The organism is Synechococcus sp. A15-60 (assembly GCF_014280095.1).
In the GTDB taxonomy this organism is placed as follows: Bacteria; Cyanobacteriota; Cyanobacteriia; order PCC-6307; family Cyanobiaceae; genus Synechococcus_C.
In genome coordinates, this window is sequence record NZ_CP047933.1 from 248326 (window position 1) to 271053 (window position 22728).

At 59.3% G+C, this 22728-nt stretch carries 20 protein-coding genes; 14 read left to right on the top strand and 6 right to left on the bottom strand.

The features are described 5' to 3' along the window. Positions 1-4: 4 nt before the first annotated feature. Both SynA1560_RS01135 and SynA1560_RS01140 read right to left on the bottom strand, forming a co-directional pair. Positions 5-1360, bottom strand: coding sequence for a (Fe-S)-binding protein (locus tag SynA1560_RS01135; protein ID WP_186500970.1), 1356 nt, complete (start codon positions 1358-1360; stop codon positions 5-7). 45 nt (positions 1361-1405) lie between these two features. After that, positions 1406-2830 carry an NADP-dependent isocitrate dehydrogenase gene (locus tag SynA1560_RS01140; protein WP_186500971.1) on the bottom strand — a complete coding sequence of 475 codons (1425 nt, stop codon included), beginning with the start codon at positions 2828-2830 and terminating at the stop codon, positions 1406-1408. 88 nt (positions 2831-2918) lie between these two features. Here SynA1560_RS01140 and SynA1560_RS01145 point away from each other — a divergent pair, with 88 nt between their 5' ends. Continuing rightward, entirely contained in the window at positions 2919-3857 is a 939-nt protein-coding gene (locus tag SynA1560_RS01145) for a glycosyltransferase family 2 protein (RefSeq protein ID WP_186500972.1), read from the top strand. On the opposite strand, the gene SynA1560_RS01150 is transcribed toward SynA1560_RS01145, so the two are convergent. Then, on the bottom strand, positions 3845-5098 hold the full coding sequence (locus SynA1560_RS01150; RefSeq protein ID WP_186500973.1) for a ChbG/HpnK family deacetylase: 1254 nt from the start codon (positions 5096-5098) through the stop codon (positions 3845-3847). The two genes, SynA1560_RS01145 and SynA1560_RS01150, sit on opposite strands and share 13 nt — an antisense overlap. Next, positions 5089-5844, bottom strand: a complete 756-nt coding sequence (locus SynA1560_RS01155; RefSeq protein WP_186500974.1) for a 5'-methylthioadenosine/adenosylhomocysteine nucleosidase — start codon at positions 5842-5844, stop codon at positions 5089-5091. The genes SynA1560_RS01150 and SynA1560_RS01155 overlap by 10 nt, the downstream gene beginning before the upstream one ends. A gap of 113 nt (positions 5845-5957) precedes the next feature. Here SynA1560_RS01155 and SynA1560_RS01160 point away from each other — a divergent pair, with 113 nt between their 5' ends. The 9 genes from SynA1560_RS01160 to SynA1560_RS01200 all read left to right on the top strand — a co-directional run bounded on the left by SynA1560_RS01160 (position 5958) and on the right by SynA1560_RS01200 (position 16154). Continuing rightward, complete coding sequence (locus SynA1560_RS01160; protein WP_255477113.1) at positions 5958-6371, top strand: hypothetical protein; 414 nt, start codon at positions 5958-5960, stop codon at positions 6369-6371. Positions 6372-6444: 73 nt separating this feature from the next. After that, entirely contained in the window at positions 6445-7158 is a 714-nt protein-coding gene (locus SynA1560_RS01165; RefSeq protein WP_186469914.1) for a heme oxygenase (biliverdin-producing), read from the top strand. Beyond that, the gene (locus SynA1560_RS01170) at positions 7158-8261 is read left to right on the top strand and encodes a glycosyltransferase (RefSeq protein WP_186500975.1); all 1104 of its coding nucleotides are present in this window, start codon (positions 7158-7160) and stop codon (positions 8259-8261) included. The genes SynA1560_RS01165 and SynA1560_RS01170 overlap by 1 nt, the downstream gene beginning before the upstream one ends. An 80-nt stretch (positions 8262-8341) precedes the next feature. Next, positions 8342-10159, top strand: a complete 1818-nt coding sequence (locus tag SynA1560_RS01175; RefSeq protein WP_186501530.1) for an ABC transporter ATP-binding protein — start codon at positions 8342-8344, stop codon at positions 10157-10159. A gap of 6 nt (positions 10160-10165) precedes the next feature. Then, a complete protein-coding gene (locus SynA1560_RS01180; RefSeq protein ID WP_186500976.1) occupies positions 10166-12376 on the top strand; it encodes a glycosyltransferase in 2211 nt (736 codons plus the stop codon). Further along, a complete protein-coding gene (locus SynA1560_RS01185; protein ID WP_186469917.1) occupies positions 12376-13524 on the top strand; it encodes a glycosyltransferase in 1149 nt (382 codons plus the stop codon). The genes SynA1560_RS01180 and SynA1560_RS01185 overlap by 1 nt, the downstream gene beginning before the upstream one ends. Before the next feature lie 334 nt (positions 13525-13858). After that, positions 13859-14785, top strand: a complete 927-nt coding sequence (locus tag SynA1560_RS01190; RefSeq protein WP_370523172.1) for a glycosyltransferase — start codon at positions 13859-13861, stop codon at positions 14783-14785. Beyond that, on the top strand, positions 14782-15963 hold the full coding sequence (locus SynA1560_RS01195; RefSeq protein ID WP_186500978.1) for a glycosyltransferase: 1182 nt from the start codon (positions 14782-14784) through the stop codon (positions 15961-15963). The genes SynA1560_RS01190 and SynA1560_RS01195 overlap by 4 nt, the downstream gene beginning before the upstream one ends. Further along, positions 15963-16154, top strand: coding sequence for a hypothetical protein (locus SynA1560_RS01200; protein ID WP_370523173.1), 192 nt, complete (start codon positions 15963-15965; stop codon positions 16152-16154). The genes SynA1560_RS01195 and SynA1560_RS01200 overlap by 1 nt, the downstream gene beginning before the upstream one ends. A 241-nt stretch (positions 16155-16395) precedes the next feature. Here the strand turns inward: SynA1560_RS01200 and kdsA are convergent, their stop codons facing one another. Further along, entirely contained in the window at positions 16396-17247 is an 852-nt protein-coding gene (kdsA, locus tag SynA1560_RS01205) for a 3-deoxy-8-phosphooctulonate synthase (RefSeq protein ID WP_186500979.1), read from the bottom strand. Between the two features lie 78 nt (positions 17248-17325). On the opposite strand from kdsA, the gene SynA1560_RS01210 reads away from it, so the two are divergent. Genes SynA1560_RS01210 through SynA1560_RS01220 form a run of 3 tightly spaced genes read left to right on the top strand, consistent with a single transcriptional unit; the run spans position 17326 to position 20358 of the window. Beyond that, positions 17326-18042: a hypothetical protein gene (locus SynA1560_RS01210; protein ID WP_186500980.1), complete on the top strand. Its 717-nt coding sequence runs from the start codon at positions 17326-17328 to the stop codon at positions 18040-18042. A 5-nt stretch (positions 18043-18047) separates the two neighbouring features. Next, positions 18048-18890 carry a 3-deoxy-manno-octulosonate cytidylyltransferase gene (kdsB, locus tag SynA1560_RS01215; RefSeq protein ID WP_186500981.1) on the top strand — a complete coding sequence of 281 codons (843 nt, stop codon included), beginning with the start codon at positions 18048-18050 and terminating at the stop codon, positions 18888-18890. A gap of 7 nt (positions 18891-18897) precedes the next feature. Next, positions 18898-20358, top strand: coding sequence for a hypothetical protein (locus tag SynA1560_RS01220; protein WP_186500982.1), 1461 nt, complete (start codon positions 18898-18900; stop codon positions 20356-20358). A gap of 24 nt (positions 20359-20382) precedes the next feature. On the opposite strand, the gene SynA1560_RS01225 is transcribed toward SynA1560_RS01220, so the two are convergent. Further along, on the bottom strand, positions 20383-21549 hold the full coding sequence (locus SynA1560_RS01225) for a glycosyltransferase family 2 protein (RefSeq protein WP_255477011.1): 1167 nt from the start codon (positions 21547-21549) through the stop codon (positions 20383-20385). Between SynA1560_RS01225 and SynA1560_RS01230 the strand changes: the two genes are divergently transcribed. Continuing rightward, positions 21535-22722: a CCA tRNA nucleotidyltransferase gene (locus tag SynA1560_RS01230; RefSeq protein ID WP_255477012.1), complete on the top strand. Its 1188-nt coding sequence runs from the start codon at positions 21535-21537 to the stop codon at positions 22720-22722. The two genes, SynA1560_RS01225 and SynA1560_RS01230, sit on opposite strands and share 15 nt — an antisense overlap. Positions 22723-22728 lie beyond the last annotated feature (6 nt).

Sequence of the window (22728 nt, forward strand, 5' to 3'; positions counted from 1 at the left end):
CGGCTTAGGCCGAAATCAGCTGGGCGCTTTGGGCCAGCAGTTCCATGGGGTGTCGTACCAATGCCGCATTGGGGCTGCCATCCAGATGCCGGCGCAGCTGCAGGGTGCAACCGATGTTGGCGCTTGCGATCAGCTCGGCACCGGTGCCGGTGAGGTCGTCGATCTTGATGCGCCCCAGCTCCGCTGCTTCGTCTGGCTGCACCAGGTTGTAGATGCCGGCGCTGCCGCAGCAGACCCCGGCCTCTGTGGCTTCCCGAAGCCGCAGATGAGGGATGGCCTGGAGCAACTGCCGAGGCTGGCCAGTGATGCCCTGGCCGTGAATCATGTGACAGGCATCGTGATAAGCCACGGCAAGGGGGCGAGCGGCTGATGCTGGGCTTCCATCGTCATGTTGGAGCGGCTGTAGAGAGGCCTGGAAGCCTGGATTGAGGCCTTGTTCTGCGAGGAATTCGTGCACGTCCTGTACGGGGCAGGCGAACGAATGGCTGCGGTCGCCCAGGATCTCGCCATAGGCCTTAAGCGTGTGGCCGCAGCCGGAGGCCGCCACCAGCACGGCATCGAGTGGTTCTGCACCGCCATCGTGTTGGAAACGGTGCACCAGGTCTGCTGCCAGCTCCCGGGTCTGTTCCATCTGCCCCTGGTGATGGCTTGCGGCTCCGCAGCAACCCTGATCGCTTGGAATCACCACTTCAAAGCCATTGGCCTGCAGCACCGCCACTGTGGCTGCATTCACCGCCGGGTCAAAACAGCGCTGCACGCAGCCGAGCACCAGCCCCACCCGGCCGCGGTGCGCACCGATGGCCGGGTTGACGGGGGCGTAGCGATCGGAGAATCCTTCCGGCGCCAGTGGTGGCAGCAGCGCCTCCATCGCTTCTAGCTGGGGGCCAAGCAGCCTCAGAGCACCGCTGCTGCGGGCCAGCTTCTGCAGCGGAGTTCCGGCGTAGGCGCGCAGGGGGGTGAGCAGAGCGCGCAGTCGCTTGGGATAGGGCAACACCGCCAGTAGCAGCTTGCGGAAGCTGTTCTGCCAGGGCGTGCGCAGTTCGGGCTGATTCAGACGGGGCCGGGTGGCTTCGATCAGCTGGTCGTAACGCACGCCGGAGGGGCAGGCGCTGACGCAGGCGAAGCAGCCAAGGCAGCTGTCGAAATGACCCGCCACCGTAGCGTTCATCTCCAGCTCGCCAGCTGCGATGGCCTTGAGAGTGTGGATGCGGCCGCGGGGGGAATCCATCTCTGTGCCCAACACGCGGTAGCTGGCACAGGTGGGGAGGCAGAAGCCGCAGTGCACGCAGGGATCGGTGACTCCCTCCGGCAAGCCGGGGAGGCAGCTATCACTTGACGTTGGGCTGACCGGCGGATGCATTCACCGATTCTGACGTCTGCGAACGCGACGCGTCCGCGTCCTGTTTCAAAAGCGCTGAACGATCGCTTCGGCGAAACCACTGCAGCTCACCGGTTCCACCTTTGGCTCCATGAGGCGAGCCAGGTCGTAGGTGACCTGTTTGTCGGCGATGGCGGCGCTCAGACCCTTGGTCACCAGGTCGGCGGCCTCCTGCCAGCCCAGGAACTCCAGCATCATGACGCCACTGAGGATCACCGAACCGGGGTTAATGCGATCAAGGCCGGCGTGTTTCGGGGCGGTGCCGTGGGTGGCTTCGAAGATGGCGGCGTTCTCGCCGATGTTGGCGCCGGGGGCCATGCCCAGACCGCCCACCATCGCGGCGGCGGCATCGGAGATGTAGTCGCCGTTGAGGTTGAGGGTGGCCAGGATCGAATACTCCTGTGGCCGGGTCTGGATCTGCTGGAAGATGCTGTCGGCGATGCGGTCGTCGACCAGCACCATTTCCTTCCACTTGCCGCCACCGTGGCTGTTGCCGATGGTGTCGATCACCGCTTGCACCTCGGCATCGATGTCGGCCTTTTTCTCAGGAGTGAGGCTGTCGTAGCCAGGCTCGATCATGCGGGCGTTGGCTTGCACGCTGAGATTGGCGTCTGTCTCGAGGTTGCCGAGGATCCAACTCTCCCGCTCGGTGATGCACACGTCGCGGAATTCTGTGGTGGCCAGTTCATAGCCCCAGTCACGGAAGGCTCCTTCCGTGAATTTCATGATGTTGCCCTTGTGCACCAGGGTCACGTGACGCTTGTCGCCCTCTAGGCGTAGGGCGTGCTGGATCGCCTTGCGGATGTGGCGCTGGCTGCCGTGCTTGCTCACGGGTTTGATGCCGATGCCAGATCCTTCGGGGATCTGGCGCTTGCCCAGCTTGCCGTTGGCGGGAATCACCACCTCGTTCAGATGCTTGCGCAACTCCTGGCCGACGGCGTCATCGGCTTCCCACTCCACACCCATATAAATGTCTTCGGTGTTCTCCCGGTAGACGATCACGTCGAGATCCTGGGGTCGCTTGTGGGGGCTGGGGGTGCCCTCGTAGTAGCGGCAGGGACGCACGCAGGAATACAGATCAAAGATCTGGCGCAAGGCCACGTTCAGCGAACGGATGCCGCCGCCCACAGGAGTGGTGAGAGGGCCTTTGATGGCGACGCCATAGGCGCGAATCGCTTCGAGGGTGTCCTCCGGCAGGTATTGATACGTGCCGTAGAGGTCGCAAGCTTCATCACCGGCATAGACCTTGAACCACTCGATGGTTTTGCTGCCGCCGTAGGCCTTCGCGACGGCAGCATCGAGCACCTTCTGGGTGGCGGGCCAGATGTCCACGCCCGTGCCGTCCCCGCGGATGAAGGGAATGATCGGATGGTCGGTCACGACGGGCTGTCCGTTCTCGAAGCGGATCGGTGTTCCCTGGCTGGGGGCGGTGAGCTTCTCGAACTGAGCCATTGCAGGGTTGCCGCGGAACGGGATCACACTTGGCGAGCCTATGACTCAATGGGGGATCCTTAAAGCCAAGCTGCCCGTTGCCTGACCCATGCCCAGTCCTGTAGGTGTGTGGGTTGTGGCTGCCTGCTTCAACGAGCAGGACGTGATTGCCCGTTTCATAGACCGCACCTTGGTGGTGCCGGGTGTGGATCATTTGGTGTTGATCGATGACGGATCTGCCGATGCCACGGCTCAACGGATCAAGGCCTGGATGGAGGATCATCCAGGCGCGCCGCTGATACTCCTCGAACTAACGCGCAACTTCGGCAAGGAGGCGGCCATGCTGGCCGGGCTGGACCATGTCAATGGCCGCTGTGCGGCGGCGGTGCTGATTGATTCCGATCTTCAGCATCCGCCTGAGTTGATTGAAGCAATGGTGCGGGAGTGGCACGCTGGCGCCGAAGTGGTCACCGCCGTGCGCAACGACCAAGACCAGGAATCCCGTCTGAAGGTGGCCAGTGCCCACTGGTTCTATCGGGTGTTCAACAAGGTGGTGGACTCCATCGAGCTTCGGGAGGGGGCCGGAGATTTCCGCTTGCTGGATGCCTCCGTGCTAAACGCTGTGACGCAGCTGCGTGAATCGAGTCGCTTTTCCAAAGGTCTGCTGCCCTGGACGGGCTATCGCAGCGTGGATTTGCCTTATCAGCGCATCAGCAGGGTAGGAGGGCGGACCTCTTGGAGCCCTCTGCAGCTGTTCGGCTACGCCTTCGATGGAATTTTTTCGTTCTCTTTGCTGCCGTTGAAAGTTTGGACCGGCATTGGGGTCATGGTGTCGTCCCTCAGCCTTCTCTATGCCCTGGTGGTGGTGCTGCGCACGATCCTGTACGGCGTGGATGTGGAGGGCTACGCCTCTTTGATGGTGGCGGTGCTGTTCTTGGGTGGGATCCAGCTCATCGGCATCGGCGTGCTTGGCGAATACGTGGGCCGGATTTATGTGGAGTCGAAGTCACGTCCTCACTACTTCATCCGTCGCATTCACAACGCCTGAAGCGCTTGCCATTCCCGCTGTCTCCAGGGTGAGGCGGCAAAAGGAGCCGACACGGCGAAACCGGCTTGGGCCAGATCGGTGTCGAGGGGCGCAGCCGGATGGGCCAGCAGCAGTGGTGGTGTGCCAGACGCATCGTTGCTGGTGCTGCGCAGGGTGGACCATGCCGCGCGCAGTGGGGCGCCGGCCATGTGACCGGTGAACAGCACGCCGGCGAAGCTCTGGTTGCTAACGATGCCATGGCGGCGCATGGCGGGATGGGCGCGTCGGCTGAGCCATTGGAGCACAACCCACTTGAGCAGGCCTGCGTCCCGAATCGCTCGCCACCAGTCGGAGATCGGTAGCCCTGTCGGCAGAGGCTCATCGGTGCGACGCAGCCAGGTGATCTGTTGCGTGGTGGCCCGCTTCAGCAACGCATCGAGCACCACCGGCACTAAATGGATGTGTTGATGCCCGTCCAGATGGATCGGTCCATTCCCGCAGAGCCTCCGGAATTGCCGGATCTGCGCCTCCACCTCCAGTCCCAGCTGCCGTTCCAGTCGGCGCCGCGACGGATGCCTCGGCGGCCAGAGCGAGAGCAGCAGCCATTGACCGAAGGAACGGCGGAGGTGCCCCCTTGCATTCACCAGATCCGGCACCAGCTCAGGCGGGGCACAGCAGGGCCCTTCGGTGAGGCAGAGGTGGAGCACCAATTGCAGGTGCGGTTGGGCAGCGACCAGTGCGGTCCAGGCCGTGACGCCTTCAGCCGCCACGGGGCCATTCACCAACACGCTTGTGCCATCGAGCTGGCCACTGGCGGCCAGCCTGAGGATGGCCTCGTTGGTGGCCGGGCTGAGGCCCAGATCATCGGCGTGGCGCAGGGGAATGACGGTGTCGACCCTGCGACGCAGGCTGAATCGCGCAGCCTGCGACCAGATCAGGGCATTCAGCACCGTGGGGGTGAACACCAGCACCAAGGTCGGTGCCTTGAGCAGTGGCAGCAGGGCGCAGACACTGATGTTGACCACGTACTGCAGCAGCAGCCAGCGCCTGGCGAACTGTTTACCACCAGTCTCTTCCCGGAAGGTGAGCAAGGCGTGGCCGAGATAGCCCGCGATCGAGGCGGCCAGGAAGGCGATCGGGTTGGCCAGGCTGAGGCTGATCCATTGGCCCAGCAGCAGCAGCACGCCAAGGTGCACGGCCGCTGCAGTGCCCCCCACCACGCCATACCGCAGCACGCGGTTGAGCAGAAGCTTTAGGCGCATCGTCGGGGAGCCACGTTGCAGCGCTGCAGAAGGGCCTCAATCAGACGCCAGGCCTGTTGTTCATAGCGTTGAAGGAAGTCTTCGAAGCTCTGAGCCGCCGCCTCATCAGCACCATCAGAAATCACCCGCAAAACCAACCAGGGGATGCCCTCCTGCTCAGCTACCTGCGCCACCGCCGCCCCTTCCATCTCAACGGCCCGCAGGCCTGGGAGATCGTCCCGCAGCGTCTGCAGCACTGCGGCATCGCCGATGAATCGGTCCCCCGTGGCAATCAGGCCGCTGCTGGGCCGTGCGAACCCCTCGAGCCCTCCCGCGTCATAGGCCTCCAGCAGAGCGGTCTTGGCCCAGTTGAACCAGTCCTGCTGCGGTTGCAATCGGTCCTGGTTCAGGGCTGGCAGCGTGAACCTTGGGAATAGGGGCCGGGCATCCATATCGTGCTGCACCATTGCATCGGCTAACACCACGTCCCATTGACGCAGAGTCGGATCCGCTGCGCCGGCGACACCGGTGAACACCAACAGATCGATGTTGGGATCGCTGGCGAGCAGGCGTGTGGCCGCTCGTGCAGCGCTCACCTTGCCCCAGCCGCTCCAGGCCAGGCTGAGCTGGACCGTGTCGCCCAGGGATCCCTTGTGAATGGTGAGGTCTCCGTGGTTGCTGCAGCTCAGATCCTTGAGGTGGCTGAGATCGGAGCCGATCTCTTCCGGCATGGCGCCCAGCAGGCCAAAGTGCAGCGGTCGCGTCATGGTTTTGTGAAACTGGGGCAACCGTAACGGCGGCGTCCCATGTCCCCCATCACACTGGGTGGAATGGGGAGGTTGTAGTGAACGCGGGCGAATCAGTCCACAGCGTGGACCGGATGCAAGCACTGGCGTCGACCATCACGCTGGTGCGCCGCCAGTTTCCTGCTGCGCAGGCCAGCCTGAGTCCCTGGCGTGACGATGCGCAGACCAGACGCTGGCAGGAGACTGAAAGCCTTGATCTTGCCTTCCATTTCCCCGGCTGGAGTCCGCGGCTTGAGTGCCGCAGTCTGTTGCTGCAGTTGCGTCTGAAACCCCAGGTGGCTGGTGATGCTGCTGTTCCAGAGCTGCTGGGCGTTTTGATGCGCGGCATGACCTTCGATGGTGAGCGCTGGCGCTTGGCCACGATGGGCGACTGGCAGCCGGAAGGCACCCATCTCCCCCAGCCCGCGCAGACTGAGCAACTGCGTGGCATCTGCAGAGACCTGTTCGATCTGTTCGCGGACCCCGCAGCAACGGATACAGCGGCGTAACCCTTCGCAACCCTTTGGGCGCGGAGCATGAGATCAATTTTATGGTTGCTTTTACCGATTACGTCTCCATTCCATGTCCGTCGCATTGGCCGCTCAGCTCCGCGAAGGCACCAAAAAGGCTCACACCATGGCCGAGAACACTGGTTTCGTCAGCTGCTTCCTGAAAGGCGTCGTCGACAAGTCCAGTTACCGCAAGCTGGTGGCTGATCTCTATTTCGTCTATTCCGCGATGGAAGACGAAATGGGCCAGCTGACCGATCACCCTGTCGTGGGTCCGGTGAGTATGGAGCAGCTCAACCGCCGTCAGTCCTTGGAGCAGGATCTGGCCTACTACTTCGGTGACAACTGGAAGGACCAGATCCAGCCTTCCCCGTCCGCTGCTGCTTACGTGGAGCGCATTCATGCCCTGGCCAAGGAATCTCCTGAGCTGTTGGTGGGCCATCACTACACCCGTTACATGGGTGATCTCTCTGGTGGACAGATCCTCAAGAACATCGCCCAGAAAGCGATGAACATGGACGGTGACGACGGCCTGCGCTTTTACGTTTTTGATGACATTGCTGACGAAAAGGCCTTCAAAACCACCTACCGCTCCACCATGGACACGTTGCCAATCGATCAAGCCACGGCTGATCGCATCGTTGAAGAGGCCAACAACGCGTTCCACTTGAACATGAACATGTTTAAGGAGCTCGAGGGCAACCTCGTGGCTGCCATCGGCAAGGTGCTCTTTGGATTCCTCACCCGCCGTCAGCGAGCGGGCAGCACGGAAGCGGCTGCCGCTTGATGACACCAACGGAACCCTCCTCCGTGAGGTTCAATTCCATTCGGGTTCTGGTGCCTGGCACCGGAACCCGTTTTCGTTGTGGTGGTCTCCGTGTGGCGCTGCAGACCGCTCGCTTGCTGTCCACGCTGCGGCCTACGCAGGTGGTCACCTATCGGGAACGCAGTGACGAGCACCCCTTCCTCGACGATCTGCTGCGCGCTGAGTCGGCGCCAAGTGATGCCCTTTGGATCGTGAGCTGGGGGTTTGATGTTCCCCGCTCCCTGGAACGTTTGCGCGGGCGCCCTGTGGTCTATCAGGCCCATAGCAGCGGCTATCGATTTGATCTGCCGCCTGGGGTCCCGGTGGTTGCGGTCAGTCGCAACACCCTGGGCTACTGGGCCGATCGTGCGCCACGGAATCCCTTGTTTCTGGTGCCCAATGCCCTCGAACCCCACTGGGTCGAGAGGGGGTTGCGCCCCAGTTCTGTCGCGGGAAGCACTCGGTCTGAGCGGTCGATTGATGTGCTGGTCCAGCGTCGCAAAAGCAGCCCCTATGTGCTGAATCAACTGGTGCCGGCCTTGCAAGCGCAAGGTTTGCGAGTGGAGGTCCAGAGCGGCTGGGTTGACGATCTGGTGGCGTTGTTCAACCACTCCAAGGTTTACCTCTATGACTCGGCCGAGTATTGGCGTGGTCGTGGGGTGAGTGAGGGTTTCGGTTTGCCGCCGCTGGAGGCGCTGGCCTGCGGCTGCGTGGTGTTCAGCAGCTTTAATCACGCTCTGGCGGACATGCTGACCCCCGGGGCCACAGCCCATCAGATCGGTCAGGGCACGCTGGCGAACGACCAAGCGCGCATTGTTGCTGCGGTCGCCAACCCTGATGCATGGTTGCCGGATGCGGTCACGCTCGACGGTCTTCTTTCCGAAGTGGCGGAGCGGCGCTGGTGTGAGCGATGGAGCCATGTTCTGACGCAATTGGAGGATCTCCAGGTCCATGGCGCCTCGGGAGTGTCAACCGCGGCGGCTTTGCGTTCGCCTTCGACACGCCGCTTGCGTTGGAGGCAGCGTTGGGATCGACTCCAGAGCAGGGTGGCCAATCGGTTGCCCGGCTGGCTGCCATCGCCCTGACCCAGCGGGCTTGCAGTCTTTAATACGCATTGTCAGGACTGGTGTTGGCCACCGAAGCACTGGCGCCAGAACCTTCGTCCATGCAACTGAAAAGCCAGACCTGGAATGAACTGAAGCTGCTGCTGCAGGAACTGTCTCCCAAGCGTCTGCGCTTCCTCGGCTTGGTGCTGATGGCCTCGTTTGTTCAAGGTCTGATTGATATTTTCTTGGTGGGCTTGCTGGCCCGTCTGGTAGGTCTACTGGCAGGCGCCAAGCTCGGAGATCAAATCCCCGGGATCCGTTTTTTCGGTGGCGGACTGCTGGATCAAGCGGGATGGATTGTTGTTCTGCTGATCTCTGCGTACTGGCTGGCTTCAGGGATTCGCTTCGGCGTGGCGCTTCTCGAATCACTCTTGACGGCTGAAATATGGGCGGATCTTGTGAATAAGGTTTATCGAAACCTGATGTTGCAGCGGTATGAGTTTTTCATGCATAAGCGAACGTCTGTCCTCTCTGAGCGTTTCAATCGAATTTTAAACAGAGTGACGGGCGCTGTGATCACACCAATGATTGCAATTGCGGGAAGTTTATTATCAGTCATTTCTTTAATCGTTGGAGTTGTATTTGTTCTGGGTGGATCAACTCTACTCGTTTTTTTATTAATGCTAGCGGCCTATGCGCTTTCTTCGAAAATTATCACCCCTTACTTGCGGCTTGCATTAAGGCAAAAGAATAGATATTCGCGGCGTTTGAAAATCATATTTTCTGAATCCATCCAGTCAATGAGAGACATTCAGCTTTACTCTTCTCATAATTATTTTGTATCTCGATTTTCTCGTGAAGGAGTCGCTGCTAAGCGAAATGAAAGAATCTCAACATTGCTCCCTAATGTTCCTCGGTTTGTGATTGAACCAGCTGGGATTACTATTTTATTTGCTGTTGGCCTGGCTCCTGTTATTGCTTCAGGCAACAACGAAAGTTTGAGGGATGTTCTCCCTGAATTAGCTACTACCATGGTTGTTCTTTTGAGAATTGCTGGTCCTTTGCAAGCTGTGTTTCGCAACATTAATAAGTTGCGTGGGGGTCTGCCAGAGGTTAAAGATGCGCTTGAGCTATTGAGAATGTCACCCCAGAGATTGTCGCTTGGTGATCCAGGAGTTCCTTCTCCGCAGGGGGTGATGCCAAGGCGCCTTATTCAATTAAATAATGTTAATTTTAGCTATCTTGGTAGCGATGTAAAAGTTCTTCGGTCAATCTCTCTAACAATACCTGTGGGGTCTCGCGTCGCCCTTGTTGGTCGGACGGGAAGCGGGAAGACAACGTTGGCCCAAATTTTGCTTGGTCTCTACACTCCGACAAGCGGCAGGTTGTTGCTCGACGGAGTGCCAGTTTCTGACGAAGAGATGCCTGCTTGGCAGGCCAATTGCGCTTTCGTTCCTCAGAACATTCGGCTGCTCGATGCAAGCGTTCGCGAGAATGTGGCTTTCTGCGAAGACCCCGACACCATCGATGACGATCAGGTTTGGGCCGCTCTTGAAGCAGCCCAATTTTCAGAATATGTCGCGCAGATGCCCTATGGGTTATTCACGATGTGTGGAGAAAATGGCATCAAGCTTTCAGGTGGCCAGCGTCAGCGATTGTCGCTGGCAAGAGCTTTCTATCGGCGTGCTCGCTTGATGGTGCTTGATGAGGCGACTAGTGCTCTCGATAACAAAACAGAGCACGATGTGATGCAGGCCTTGGATCTCGTGGGGCGGCGCTGCACCAAGGTGGTCATCGCACATCGACTCTCCACTGTGAAAAAGTGCGATTGCATCTATGAGGTGGATCAGGGGCGAATTATTGCCTCTGGAGACTTCCAGACTCTGACGAAGACTTCAGCAAGCTTCCGTGAAATGACCATGTTGGATGCGGTTTAGTTAGTCGTGGCCGATATCGTTCTTCTGGCCACCTCAGACTGGGATCATCCGCTCTGGACCAATAAGCAGCACGTGGCTTGTGCGCTGGCTGAGCTGGGTCATCGCGTGCTGTATGTGGATTCTCTGGGGGTCCGCGGCCCCCGGGTTGATCGCTCTGATTCGGGCCGCATCCTGAGACGATTGTTGCGGGGATTGTGTGGGCCGCGCAAGGTGAGGCCGGGAGTTTGGGTTCTGTCTCCTTTGGTGCTGCCGGGCCGGACCCGCGGATGGGCTGGATTCCTCAACCACTGGAGTTTCAATCTCAGCTTGTTGGTGGCCGATTGTCTTCTTGACCTGCGCCGTCCGTTGCTCTGGACCTTTAATCCCCTCACCCGCGCCTATTTGCGCTTAAGCCGGTTTCATGCCGTGGTGTATCTCTGCGTGGATCGCATTCAGGCGCAGCCCGGGATGCCGGTGCAGGCACTGGAGGCGGCCGAGCGTGATCTCTGCACTGTCGCCAATGCGCTCTTCACCACCTCACCGCAACTTCAGGCGTCGCTTGGGCCGCTGAATGCCGGCAGCCATGGTTTCGGCAATGTGGCGGACGCTGCCCATTTCGGTCAGGCTCTCCTGGAGGATCTTCCCCGACCCGTGGATTGGCCAGCCACTAAGGGGCCAGTGCTCATTTTTATCGGTGCGATCGATGCCTACAAGCTCGATCTCCACATGCTCGAGGCCTTGATGGAGCGAACCCCTCATTGGACCTATTTGTTTATTGGTCCAGTGGGTGAGACCGATCCCAGTACTGACGTCAGCAGCTGGCAGCGGTTCCCGCATGTGCATCAAGTGGGCCCGAGGGCTTATGCAAGCCTCCCCGCCTATCTCGCCCATGCCGATGTGGCCTTGTTGCCGCTGCAGCTCAACGACTACACCCGTCATATGTACCCGATGAAATTCTTCGAGTACCTGTCGGCCGGTCGTCCGGTGGTGGCGACGGCGATCCCCTCCTTACGTGATCAGGGGGATGTGGCGTTGCTTTGTCAGCCTGAAGTGTCTGCGTTTGAAGCCGCGATTCAGCAGGCGCTGGCTGGAGAGGGGCCGGCCCTGGAGCGCCGGCTTGAGCGTGCGCAGCGACATACCTACCAAACGCGGACCAAGGCGATGCTCGATCGCCTCAGTCAGCACGGACTGATGCCTGATGAGCCGTTCGCTCCACAGGCTCCTCCCTACCATCGTTTCCGTCATCAGTGGAGTCGGGCCCAGGTTTTTGCTCAGCTACGCCTCGCTCTGCTGGGTGTGCTGGAGCGGCTGGATCAAACGGCACGGGCTGAAGGTTGGCTGCGTCGCTGGCTCGTGCGGGAACCATCCAACATCGTGTTGCTGAGTGATCTGGCCCGGCGTCGGTTCGCCCAGGGCGACAACTGCGAAGGCTGTCGTCTCATTGAACGGATCTGGGAGGAAGACGGTAAAGCCGAAGTACTGCATCAGCTGCTGTTCCGCCGCGGGTCTCGACCGGGCAGTCGCATCGATCAGCTGGCCATGTTCGATGTACTGGCGTCCAGCACAGCTTTGCCGATGCATTACGCCGGATATTGCCGGGTGGTGCGCACCTATCGGGCCATCGACGCCAAGGATGTGGCGGCGTTGCGTCGGGGGGTCCAGGGGCTGGAGATGATTTTGTCTGAGCTGGAGGCTGATCCCGACACTTACCGCTGCCTCAAGCCCAATCGGGAGAACCGGGCCAAGCTGCTGATCTCAGCTCAACTCACGCGTCTTCGGGCCTTGATGGCGTTGAAAGATACGGTGGCTTTGCAACAGGCCTCGCTTGAACTGTTGGCCAGCGCGCGACGGTATGACCCGTTCGCCATTGATCGCACCACGGCCACGCGCATGACCCGCAACATCATGCGCAGCCTCACCATTGCAGCGGTGATGGCATGGCATGCCGACGATCCGCAGTGTTTTGATGTCGTGGTCAATGAGATGGAGCGTCTGCGCCAGGCTTGCCATGCCGATCGCTTTGATGTGATCTCTGCGAAAACCCACGAAGATCACAGGGGCTTTGCCGATGAAGTAGTGACGATGCTCAACGCTTGCCGCTGGTCTTCAGCTCAGCGATTGAGTCGTCCATCGCTGGAACAACTGGTGGATCCTGTTCTCCTTGTTTATTTCCCCAACCTGCTTCGTGCACGCGCTGAGAAGGCCGAGAGCTTTCTTCAGTCGCTTGGGTCGGTTTGATGACCCCGTTGCGGGTGGTGTTCATGATTGATTCGCTCAAGCTTGGCGGCGCAGAACGAGTATTGCTGCGCTGGGCCTGCTGGGGCCGCAATGAAGGTTGGCAGGTGTTGGTGATTACGCGGCATGGATCCGGCCGTGATGCCTACCCCGTGCCGGAAGGGGTGGAACGGTGGGTGGAGCCCAGGCTGTCACCCCTACTGGAGCGGCTGGGTTGGTTCGCTTTCCCCTGGCGGCTGCTTGCCTTGCGTCAGATGTTGTGTGATTACCGCACCGATGTGGTGGTGGGTGTGACCACGCTGCCTGCGGTGAAAGTGCTCTTGGCCAGTATGGGTTTGCGGGTGCGAACCGTTGTCTCAGAGCGCAACTACCCCCCGGCCAAGCCTCCTTCACTGCCTTGGCGTTGGTTGCGGCGCTTCACCTACCCAAAAGCTGATTTGCATTTCGTGCAAACCAAGCCTGTCGGTTCATGGCTCAGACAGCATTGTGGTGTGACACGGCAAAGGTTGTTGCCCAATCCGGTGTCTTGGCCGCTCCCCGACCGAGAACCTGTGCTGTCTCCAGACGACTGTCTGCCTCCCGAAGTGCCCCTGATCCTTGCGGCGGGCACGAAGTCACATCAGAAGGGATTTGATCGCTTGATGCCGGTGTTTGCTGAGCTGGGGCAGCGGACACCCAACCTGCATTTGGCTTTGCTTGGACTCGCTCCAGGCAGTTACCACGGCCGAGACCAACAAGCAGAGTTACGTCAACTCCTGGGCGACAGCGTTGATTTGCAACGCAGGTTGCTGTTGCCCGGTGTCAGCGGCAGCATGGCAGGTTGGTATGAGCGGGCAACGGTCTTCGTGTTGCCATCGCGCTTCGAGGGATTCCCCAATGTGTTGCTCGAGGCGATGGCCGCTGGGTGTGCCTGCATTGCCAGTGATTGTCTGACAGGACCATCGGATCTCATCCGGCATGGAGAGAACGGTTTGTTGCTGTCCGCTCAGGCTGCGACTGGTGATTGGGTGGACGCGATTGATGGTTTGCTCCAGGATCCTGAGCGTTGCCATCAGCTCGGTGCAAGAGCTGCAGCAGTGCGCGAGCGTTATGCCTCAGAGCGCCTGCGGCGTGATTTTCTGGAAGCCATGAGTTCCTTCCGCCATGGATGATTTATGGGTTGTTTTGCCCCATATCGGAGCTGGTGGAGCTCAAAAAGTTGGTCTTCTAGCGGCTGAGCATTTCGCGACACAAGGTTTCACAGTGAGGATCCTTTCGCTCCGCCATGAGCATCCGATTAAGCATCAACTTCCTGCTGGAGTGGAGGTTTTTGATCTGGGACCGTTGCGAGACAACTGGAATCGTTCCTTGTTGGCCCGAGGACGTCGCTTTACTTTTGCTCAGGTTTTACGTCTTAGGAGGTATGTAAGCCGAGTCGGTTTATGGCTCATTGAATTGACTTGGCCTTGGTGCGAACACAAGGTCCACCCAGGCTCTGATTCTTTTGTGACGCAGCTGCTGTGTTGGTGTATGGAGGGCATTGGAGGCCTTCGTTACGTCCGGCTTCGGAAGCTGATGCAGAAAGAGAGGCCAAGGCGGGTTTTGGCTTTGCTAACCAAAACCAACATCCTTTGTGCTGCTGCGGTTTGGGATCTGCCAGTGCATTTGGTGGTTTCTGAGCGGAATGACCCTCGACGCCAGCGACTCGATCATCTGTGGAGCCACTTGCGCCGTATTTTTTACCGCCGTGCCGATGTGGTGACTGCCAACACCGAGGGGGTGTTGAAGGCTTTGCAGGCCATGGGGCCATGGAAACGTCTGGACCTGTTGCCGAATCCACTTCCTGGTGGACTGAGCGTTGTCGAGCGAGAAGAACAGTCCAACGATCGGCAGCGAGAGGTGCTGGCGGTGGCGCGGCTGGTGCCCCAGAAGGGCCTGGATGTGCTGATCCGTGCCTTCGCATCCCTGCCGCCGTCGGTTCGCGAAGGTTGGCGCGTCACCCTGGTTGGCGATGGACCGGAGCGCCAGGCCCTGGAAGCACTGGCCAGCGATGCGGGGCTCAGGGAGTCGATTCGCTTCGAGGGGTTCCGTTCGGATCCCTTGGTGTTCATGCGCCGCGCGTCGATCTTTGCGCTTCCGTCGCGCTTTGAAGGCATGCCCAATGCGTTGCTTGAGGCCATGGCCGCAGGGCTGCCATCGGTGGTGAGTGATGCCTCCCCTGGTCCGTTGGAGATGGTGACTGATGGCCGGCAGGGGCTGGTGGTGCCCTGTGACGACGTGAGCGCGTTCGCGACGGCTCTGCAGCAGCTGATGCGCGATGGCGATCTGCGCGATCGCTACGGCGCTGCCGCCCGCACCACCCTGCGCTCACTCGACTGGGATGTGGTGGAGCTCCACTGGCGTTCGGTGCTGGCCCTGCCAGCGCAGCCATGAGTCGGGTTGCCTCCGCTCGCAGCGACGGCCGCGAGCGGGTGCTTGTGCTGGCCCCCACAGCCCGCGCCGCCAGTGAAACCTTCATTCGCGCCAATCTCAGTGGGTTGTCGTTGACCTTGACGGCCTACTTCGGCGACGAACGACCGCTGAAGGCCCCGTGGCGACTGGCTTACGGCAGTTCGATCCTGCTCAGCAAGCTGTTCACGCGTTTGCATTGGCTGCGTCTGGCAGGGCTGCCGGCAGCCTGCGTGGCCTTGGCCCTGATCCGTCGCCATCAACCGGATGTGGTGATGGTGGAGTTCGGTTTTGAAGCGGTGCGGGTGATGGAGGCCTGCGCCTGGTCCGGTGTGCCCCTGGTGGTGCATTTCCGCGGTTCCGATGCCTCGGCGGAGCGTCGCTTGGGTTTGCTGAAGGGGCGTTACCGGCGTCTGCTGGCCATGGCCGCCGGCGTGATCGTTAAATCCAGACCGATGGCCGACACCCTGTTGGCGCTGGGTGCACCAGCGGATCGCTTGCTGATCAGTCCCTCCGGTGCCAATGCCGCTTTGTTTCAGGGCAGCGACCCGGCCGCGGCGCCACCAGTGCTGTTGGCGGTGGGGCGTTTTGTGGCCAAGAAAGGTCCGCTGCAGACGCTGCGAGCCTTTGCTTTGCTCTGCCGTGATCCCGCTGTGGCCAGGCTGAAGCCCGAGCTGTGGATGGTGGGAGAGGGCCCGCTGCTGGCCTCGGCACGGTCGTTGGTGGTGGAGCTTGGCCTCCAGGAGCAGGTGCGATTTCTGGGCGTGCGTTCCCAGGACCGGGTGGCGCAGCTGATGCGTGAGGTGCGGGGGTTCGTGCAGCACTCGATGGTGGCCCCGGATGGTGACAGCGAGGGCAATCCTGTGGCGGTGATGGAAGCCCAACTCAGTGGTCTGCCGGTGGTGGCGACCCGTCATGCCGGTATCCCTGAGGTGGTGCTGGAGGGACAGACAGGGCTGCTGGTGGAGGAAGGTGACGAAGCCGGCATGGCGCGGGCGATGGCACGTCTGCTGATGGAGCCGGATCTGGCGGCACGTCTGGGAGACTGCGGGCGCCGGCGCATTCAGGAGCAGTTCACCATCGAGCATCACCTCCGGCAGGTTGAGCAGCTGCTGCGTCAAGTCATCGACGACTGCGAGGTACATCGCGGGGCACGGCTGTGATGACAGGTGCTTTGCCAGCCAGGCCCAGGCTTCTGCTGATCCGTGGCCTCGGGCATAGCGGCACCACGATTCTGGATCTGGCCCTGGGGGCTTACCCCCAACTTGTTGGCCTGGGAGAGACCGCCCGGATTCTGGAACGGCCTGCAGCCGGAGAAGAGCACCGCGGACTTGCTCAGCTGCGCTGGTCTTGAGGATGCAACGAATCAGCAGTGCTGCGAGAACAACCAAAACAGCGATGAATCCCCTATCGGCGATGTCGTTGGAATGGCTCCGCAGTGACTCCCGGGTGTGTTCAAGAAGTGCGCTGAACCCGCTAGCACCGGACTGAATTCAAACTGCCAGCCCCGCGCTGATGATCAAGGTGATCCCGGTCAGGGCGGACAGCCAGAGGCTCCAGCACTGTTCAAACACCGTTGTCCTTTTTCGCATTAATTAGCGAATGTCGAGCTCGGGCATGGCTTTGACCACGTCGTCGATGGCTTTCACCTGGCTTAGGAATGCTTCCAGCTGTTGCAGTGGCAGGGCGCTCGGTCCGTCACAGAGGGCCTGATCCGGGTTTGGGTGTGACTCCAAAAACAAGCCCGCCAGTCCAACGGCCATGCCAGCCCGCGCCAGGTCCACCACTTGGCTGCGACGGCCGCCTGAGGCGGCACCTCCAGGATCACGGCACTGAAGCGCGTGGGTGACATCGAAAATCAGCGGCAGCTGATCGCAGCAGCGCTTCATCACGCCAAAGCCCAGCATGTCGACCACGAGATTGTCGTAGCCGAAGTTGCTGCCTCGTTCGCAGATCAACAGTTGTTCGTTGCCGCATTCGCGGAATTTCTCCACCAGGTTGCCCATCTGCGATGGACTGAGGAATTGCGGCTTTTTGATGTTGATCACTGATCCTGTTCGGGCCATCGCCTCCACCAGATCGGTCTGACGGGCAAGAAAGGCAGGCAATTGAATGATGTCGCAGACGGCCGCGGCTGGTGCGGCTTGCTCCGGTGTGTGCACATCGGTGATCACCGGAATGTTGTAGGTGTCTTTCACCGCCTGCAGGATCGTCAGGCCCTCGTCCAGTCCTGGCCCTCGATAGGAATGAATCGATGAGCGATTGGCCTTGTCGAAGGAGGCCTTGAACACCAGCGGGATGTTGAGTCGTTTGCAGACGTCGCTGTACTGCCCAGCGGCATCCAACGCAAACTGGCGCGACTCCAGCACATTGACGCCACCGATCAACACGAAGGGAGCGTTATTGGCGAAGGTGATGGATCCCAAGGAGACCTGCCGCGCGCTCATGCTGTGACTGCTTCGGGGCGAAAGCTTAAGGCTGATGTCTGGACTGGCCGTAATCTGCGCTCCAGCAGAGGCGACACCGTGGTGACTGTGAGTCCTATTCCGATTTTCATCGGCTACGACCCACGGGAGCGGGCCGCGACCAATGTGCTGATTGACAGCTTGTATCAGTACAGCAGTGCGCCTTTGGCGATCACCCCGCTGGTGACGCCTCAGTTGGAAGCCCAGGGGCTGTATCGCCGTGAACGTGATCCGAAACAGAGCACCGCTTTTTCCTTCACTCGTTTTTTGGTGCCCTATTTGATGGGTTACGAGGGCTGGGCGCTGTTCATGGACTGCGACATGCTCTGCCGAGCCGACATCAACCTGCTATGGCAGCAACGGGATGACCGCTATGGGGCGATGTGCGTTCAGCACGAGCATGTGCCCGGTGAAACGGTGAAATTTCTGGGGGAAATGCAGAGCGCCTATCCCAAGAAAAACTGGAGCTCCTTGATGCTGCTCAACTGCAAGCGCTGCAGCAAGCTCACGGTCGACTATGTGAACACGGCCACCGGGCTGGAGTTGCATCGCTTTCACTGGCTGGAAGGCGACCATGAAATTGGTGCCTTGGATGCCGGTTGGAATCATCTGGTTGACGTGCAGGATGCTCCGACGGCTTCACCAGAGGACGGCGGTCCGACATTGCTCCACTGGACCCTGGGGGGACCTTGGTTTCGCGAGCAGCGCACCATGGGGGGGGTGCTCGCTGCCGAATGGTTCGGCGCCCGCGATGACGCCATGAAGCTTTGGGATTGATGGTCATGACCGCTTCGATCCCGCAGCGACCGACGATTCAGCGTTCTGTGGTGGCTGTGCCGGCGCGCCTGGCCTCATCACGGCTACCCGACAAGGTGCTGGCCGACATCGGCGGTCAGCCCATGATTCAACGTGTGCTGAATCGTTGTGCTGAGGCTGAGGGGCCGGAGTCGGTGGTGCTCTGCACCGACAGTGAGCGTTTGCAGGAGCTGGCATCGGCTTGGGGCTTTCCCGTGTTGATGACGTCTGAGGCCTGCAGCTCCGGCAGCGAGCGCATTGCCTCTGTGGCGGATCAATTGGTGGCGTTGGCCTGGGGAGAGGCCGCGGATGCCTGGGATGACGCGCAACGGCAGCAACGGTTGCTAAAAACCGCCGTGATCAATGTGCAGGGAGATCAGCCTTTTTTGGATTCCACTGTGGTGACGCAGATGGTGACGGAGTTCGGCAAGCGTGATCCGGTTCCTGCCGTGGTGACGCCCGTGTACCGCCTGTCTGCTGCCACCATCCACAACCCAGCGGTGGTCAAGACATTGCTGGCCCACGACGGTAGGGCGCTTTATTTTTCCCGCTCCGCGGTACCCCATGTGCGTGATGTGGACCCTGCGGAATGGCATCAGCACGCCTCTTACTGGGGCCATGTGGGGATGTACGGCTTCCGTGGCGATGTGCTTGCGGGTTGGGATCAGTTGCCCGCCTCACCGCTCGAAGATCTGGAGCGTTTAGAGCAATTGCGTTTGATTGAAGCGGGGCACACGATTGCCACCTTCAGCGTTGAAGGAACATCTCTCTCCGTCGATACGCCTGAGCAGTTGAACGAAGCCCGTCGTTTGGCGAATTGTTCCGTTTGAGATTGGCATGGCATCTACGCACCTCCGACGTCTGACGACTTTTGCAGCAGCAGCGGTTGTTCTTTTAATCCTTTGGATGTTGATCCAGGATTTTCATGCGATCAGCGCAAGCTCATTGGGTGGTGATGCCTCTCAGAATGTTCGATCCAGTGTCAATCTGGCGAAGTATGGGGTTTACAGCAATCAGATGATTTCGCCAGATGTGACTCCCGGTTTTCGACGGGAGCCTCTGCCGAACTTCTTGTTGGCATTTTACTTGAGGATGGCTGATCTTTGGTCTCCTGGTTTGCTCGATCAAACAGGACAACCCTTTACAGAAGCCTTTCTAGTCGTCATCAAACAGATCAATCTGGTTTGGGCTGCCGCTCTCTTTACGGGTCTCTGGTTGACGTCACAACTGGTCTTCGCTCCCTTGCTCGCTGCCCATGGGCTGGCTGTGTTCCAGATCGTCGTGGTCAACCGTTTCTTCGTGCTCAAGGCGGTCGACAGAATGAATACAGAGTTAATTGCTGGCACGGTTCTGGTGTGGCTGGGTGTTGTGTTGTTGATGGCATCGCGGTCGAGAACGTGGCAATGGCTTTTGGGCTCTGGTGTGGTTTTTGGATTGATGGCTTTAACGAAGGCAACTGGGGCTTATGTGGCGTTGATTCTGTTGCCGCTGATGGCATTGGTGATCGGGGGACTCGGTAAGCGTTTCTGGCTTTCCTTTGTTGCGATTTCGTTTGGGTTTTTGATCACTGTGTCACCTTGGTTAGTGAGGAATCAAGTTGAATTTTCCAAGCTCGTCATTGCTCAGGGAGGGGGTGATGTGCTGTTGATTCGGTCGGTTTTCAATCAGATGAGCTGGCAGCAGTTTGGTGATGCTTTCTACGCCTATGCTCCCAGAGATCTACGTCATGACCTTCTGGGCCCATGGATGGGCCTTTCCGATGATGATTTTTCTTGTGGAGGCAGACTGTCGGTTTTCACGCGAGATCTTGACTGCGACCAAGAAGCTTTGGAGGAAAAGCGCTATGGCGATGTTCAATCGTTTTATCAGCGGGGAAAGAGGGGCATTCCTCGTGAGCTAGGACTCAAGAGTGATGAGCAGAAAAATTTTGCTCTTCAGCAATTCCGGCGCGAACCGCTGCAAGCCCTGATGACGGGTCTCCCCATTGGTTGGAGAGGCTTCTGGGGATTTCGTGCGAGGGAGTGGAAATACATTGCCTTGAATGCTGCGGCTTATTTGGCTTTGCTTGCGGCTCCGTTGTTGTCGTTAATTGAGCGGAAGTCGTCTTGGCTGATGGTATCAATTGCGCCAGTTTCATTTTTTATTTTTTACAGCTTCTTGAGCCATTTTTTGCCTCGCTATTCTACTCCTTTCATTCCAGCTTCTCTCGTTTGCCTGAGTATGCTATTCGTTGATTTTGCAGCAAAGCTATCTAGGCACATTGCTCCAGGTAGGTTGCCCTCTGTCAGGCTTACATGAGTCTTGAGTTTGGCCGCTGGATGGTTAGCGTGACCGCTTGTCGATCATGTCAGCCAGCAGCGCAAACATGAACACATTTAGGCTCGCAAAGCCCAGCAAGACTGTTTTGTCGGTGAGGTTATTGAGTGCGATCAAGTCATAAAGCGCGCTCGCGCAGAATAGGGCGGCGAGACCAACGATCAGCGGAGAAAGAAGTCGAAGTGGGGCGAAATACATGCCCGTGCGCAGAATTAATTGGGTGAAGCGCAGCGTGTCGCGAATGGGTTTGATGTGACTCTTGCCGATTCGCTTTGCATAGCTAATGGGCGTGAATTCAACGGCATAACGATTGCGTAGCAAGCAGATGGTAATGGTGGTTGTAAAGCTGAAGCCGTCCGGTAGAAGTTTGAGGAAATCCAGTGACCGATCGCGTCTGAAAATTCTCAGTCCTGAGTTCATGTCAGGGACATCGGTGCCACATAGAAATGACACCCATGGCACCAAGATCATCTTGGGGATGGAGCGGATCTTGGAGTAGTCAACGTTGGGGCCAATTCGAGCTCCAACTACCATGTCGAGGTCCTTCCTGGTGATCTGCTCGATCAGCTCTGGAATGCGTTCGTTCGGATAGGTTCCGTCAGCATCGGTAATACAGATGTAGTCACTCTGACTTCGTCGGATCCCTGTTTTAAGAGCGGCTCCGTAGCCCTGATTGCGCTTGTGATGCACCACAAGCAGATTGCCGCTCAGGCTTTCAGCGGCCAGGGCATTCAGAACATGCTCGGATCCATCGGTGGACCCATCATTGACAGCAATAATTTCAACGTCGTTGAGTTTCGCTTCCTGAATGACCGAGCCAATGCCTTCGATTGTCTCGCGAATGGCATTTTTTTCGTTGTAGCAGGGAATGATGATCGATGTCTTCATTGCCTGCACCATCTTGATTGACTCTAATTCACGGTCATGGCTTGATTGTCTCCATGCATTGGTTGAGTGATCGCTGGCTTTGGCGTCGCTTTTTTGGTGCCATTGGCCTGTTGGGTGTCGTTGCGTGATCATCCGGGGGGCAGCCGTGGTTCTGGTGCGTTTGCTGCTCTTGCCCTTGAAGGGTCCTTCTGACCGCCGGATCAGGCCGATATGACAGACCAGATTTCTATTGATGGCTCTGGCCTCCCCAAGGCTCTGCTCGCTGCACTGATGGATCAGGCGCAACGTTCGGGTGTGAGACGGATGGCTCTGGTAGGCGGTGTTGTTCGCGACGTCATGCTTCATCACGTGCACCGTGATCCCTGGCGTGACCCGCCGGATCTGGATTTTGTGCTGGAAGGGTCATGCGTGGATTTCGTCCAGCATCTGCGCGAACAGTTCGGTGATGAGCGCGTGCCCGAGCTGCATCTGCATCCTCAGTTCGGTACAGCCGAATTGGTGGTTGATGGAGTGCTGCTTGATGTGGCCTGCGCTCGTATGGAGATTTACCCCGCACCCGGAGAGAACCCGGTGGTGCAGCTGGGAAGCATCGAGCAGGATCTAGCGCGTCGTGACTTCACGGTGAATGCCATGGCTCTGTTGCTCCAGGCTGATGGATCCCATCTGCTCTGCGACCCCCACAGCGGCCGGGAGCATCTGGCCAGGCGTCAACTGGCTTTTCTTCATGCCAACAGCGTCGCGGACGACCCGACGCGCATTCTTCGCGGTGCTCGTTATGGCGCCCGCCTGGGGTTTCATCTGGCCCCCGATGCCTTGGTGCAGATTCAATCCACACTGGCTCAATGGCCCTGGGCCTGGCGTCCTGGGGATTCGTTGGAGGCTGTGCCGCCAGCGTTAGGCACACGGTTACGGATGGAATTGGAGTTGCTGCTCGATCGCGAGCCATGGGATCAAGCGCTTCAGCTCTTGCATCAGTGGTCAGCTTTGTCAGTCCTTGATGCTGGGTTGCAGCAGGACTCACGATTGCATCGGCGGCTGTTTCAGGGCAGGCGTCTCTGCCTCCCCGCGCTGGTGGTTCTGGTAGCGGCGGCCACTGATCCGGTATCGCTGGGTTCGCGTTTGCAAATTCCTCGCCAGCAGCAGGTCTGGCTCGGTGAGTTGGTCAAGTGCCGTCGATGGCTCGACCTTGAAGTGAACCGGGACACCTGGAGCGGCTGGGATGCGTTGGAGTGGACGCAGCGCTTGGAGCAGCAGCGCTGGTCGCCGGAAGCGGTGGCTCTTGCGGTGCTCGACAACACGTCATTCCGGCGACCGTTGCTGCGTTGGTGGGGGCGCTGGCGCCATGTGACCTCACCGGTCAGTGCACGGGAGCTCATCGCTCAGGGCATGCGTCCTGGGCCGGAGCTCGGTGAAGCTCTGCGACGACGTCGTGATCGGGTGCTGCGTCAGATGGGCTGATGTTGC

Excerpts from the sequence above, each read along its gene's own strand:
- SynA1560_RS01220 (WP_186500982.1), top strand. The coding sequence starts at position 18,898 with ATGGCATCTACGCACCTCCGACGTCTGACGACTTTTGCAGCAGCAGCG.
- SynA1560_RS01140 (WP_186500971.1), bottom strand. The coding sequence starts at position 2,830 with ATGGCTCAGTTCGAGAAGCTCACCGCCCCCAGCCAGGGAACACCGATC.
- SynA1560_RS01185 (WP_186469917.1), top strand. The coding sequence starts at position 12,376 with ATGACCCCGTTGCGGGTGGTGTTCATGATTGATTCGCTCAAGCTTGGC.
- SynA1560_RS01145 (WP_186500972.1), top strand. The coding sequence starts at position 2,919 with ATGCCCAGTCCTGTAGGTGTGTGGGTTGTGGCTGCCTGCTTCAACGAG.
- SynA1560_RS01165 (WP_186469914.1), top strand. The coding sequence starts at position 6,445 with ATGTCCGTCGCATTGGCCGCTCAGCTCCGCGAAGGCACCAAAAAGGCT.
- SynA1560_RS01230 (WP_255477012.1), top strand. The coding sequence starts at position 21,535 with ATGGATCAGGCGCAACGTTCGGGTGTGAGACGGATGGCTCTGGTAGGC.
- SynA1560_RS01155 (WP_186500974.1), bottom strand. The coding sequence starts at position 5,844 with ATGACGCGACCGCTGCACTTTGGCCTGCTGGGCGCCATGCCGGAAGAG.
- kdsA (WP_186500979.1), bottom strand. The coding sequence starts at position 17,247 with ATGAGCGCGCGGCAGGTCTCCTTGGGATCCATCACCTTCGCCAATAAC.
- SynA1560_RS01135 (WP_186500970.1), bottom strand. The coding sequence starts at position 1,360 with ATGCATCCGCCGGTCAGCCCAACGTCAAGTGATAGCTGCCTCCCCGGC.
- SynA1560_RS01175 (WP_186501530.1), top strand. The coding sequence starts at position 8,342 with ATGCAACTGAAAAGCCAGACCTGGAATGAACTGAAGCTGCTGCTGCAG.
- SynA1560_RS01200 (WP_370523173.1), top strand. The coding sequence starts at position 15,963 with ATGACAGGTGCTTTGCCAGCCAGGCCCAGGCTTCTGCTGATCCGTGGC.
- SynA1560_RS01195 (WP_186500978.1), top strand. The coding sequence starts at position 14,782 with ATGAGTCGGGTTGCCTCCGCTCGCAGCGACGGCCGCGAGCGGGTGCTT.
- SynA1560_RS01170 (WP_186500975.1), top strand. The coding sequence starts at position 7,158 with ATGACACCAACGGAACCCTCCTCCGTGAGGTTCAATTCCATTCGGGTT.
- SynA1560_RS01150 (WP_186500973.1), bottom strand. The coding sequence starts at position 5,098 with ATGCGCCTAAAGCTTCTGCTCAACCGCGTGCTGCGGTATGGCGTGGTG.
- SynA1560_RS01160 (WP_255477113.1), top strand. The coding sequence starts at position 5,958 with ATGCAAGCACTGGCGTCGACCATCACGCTGGTGCGCCGCCAGTTTCCT.
- kdsB (WP_186500981.1), top strand. The coding sequence starts at position 18,048 with ATGACCGCTTCGATCCCGCAGCGACCGACGATTCAGCGTTCTGTGGTG.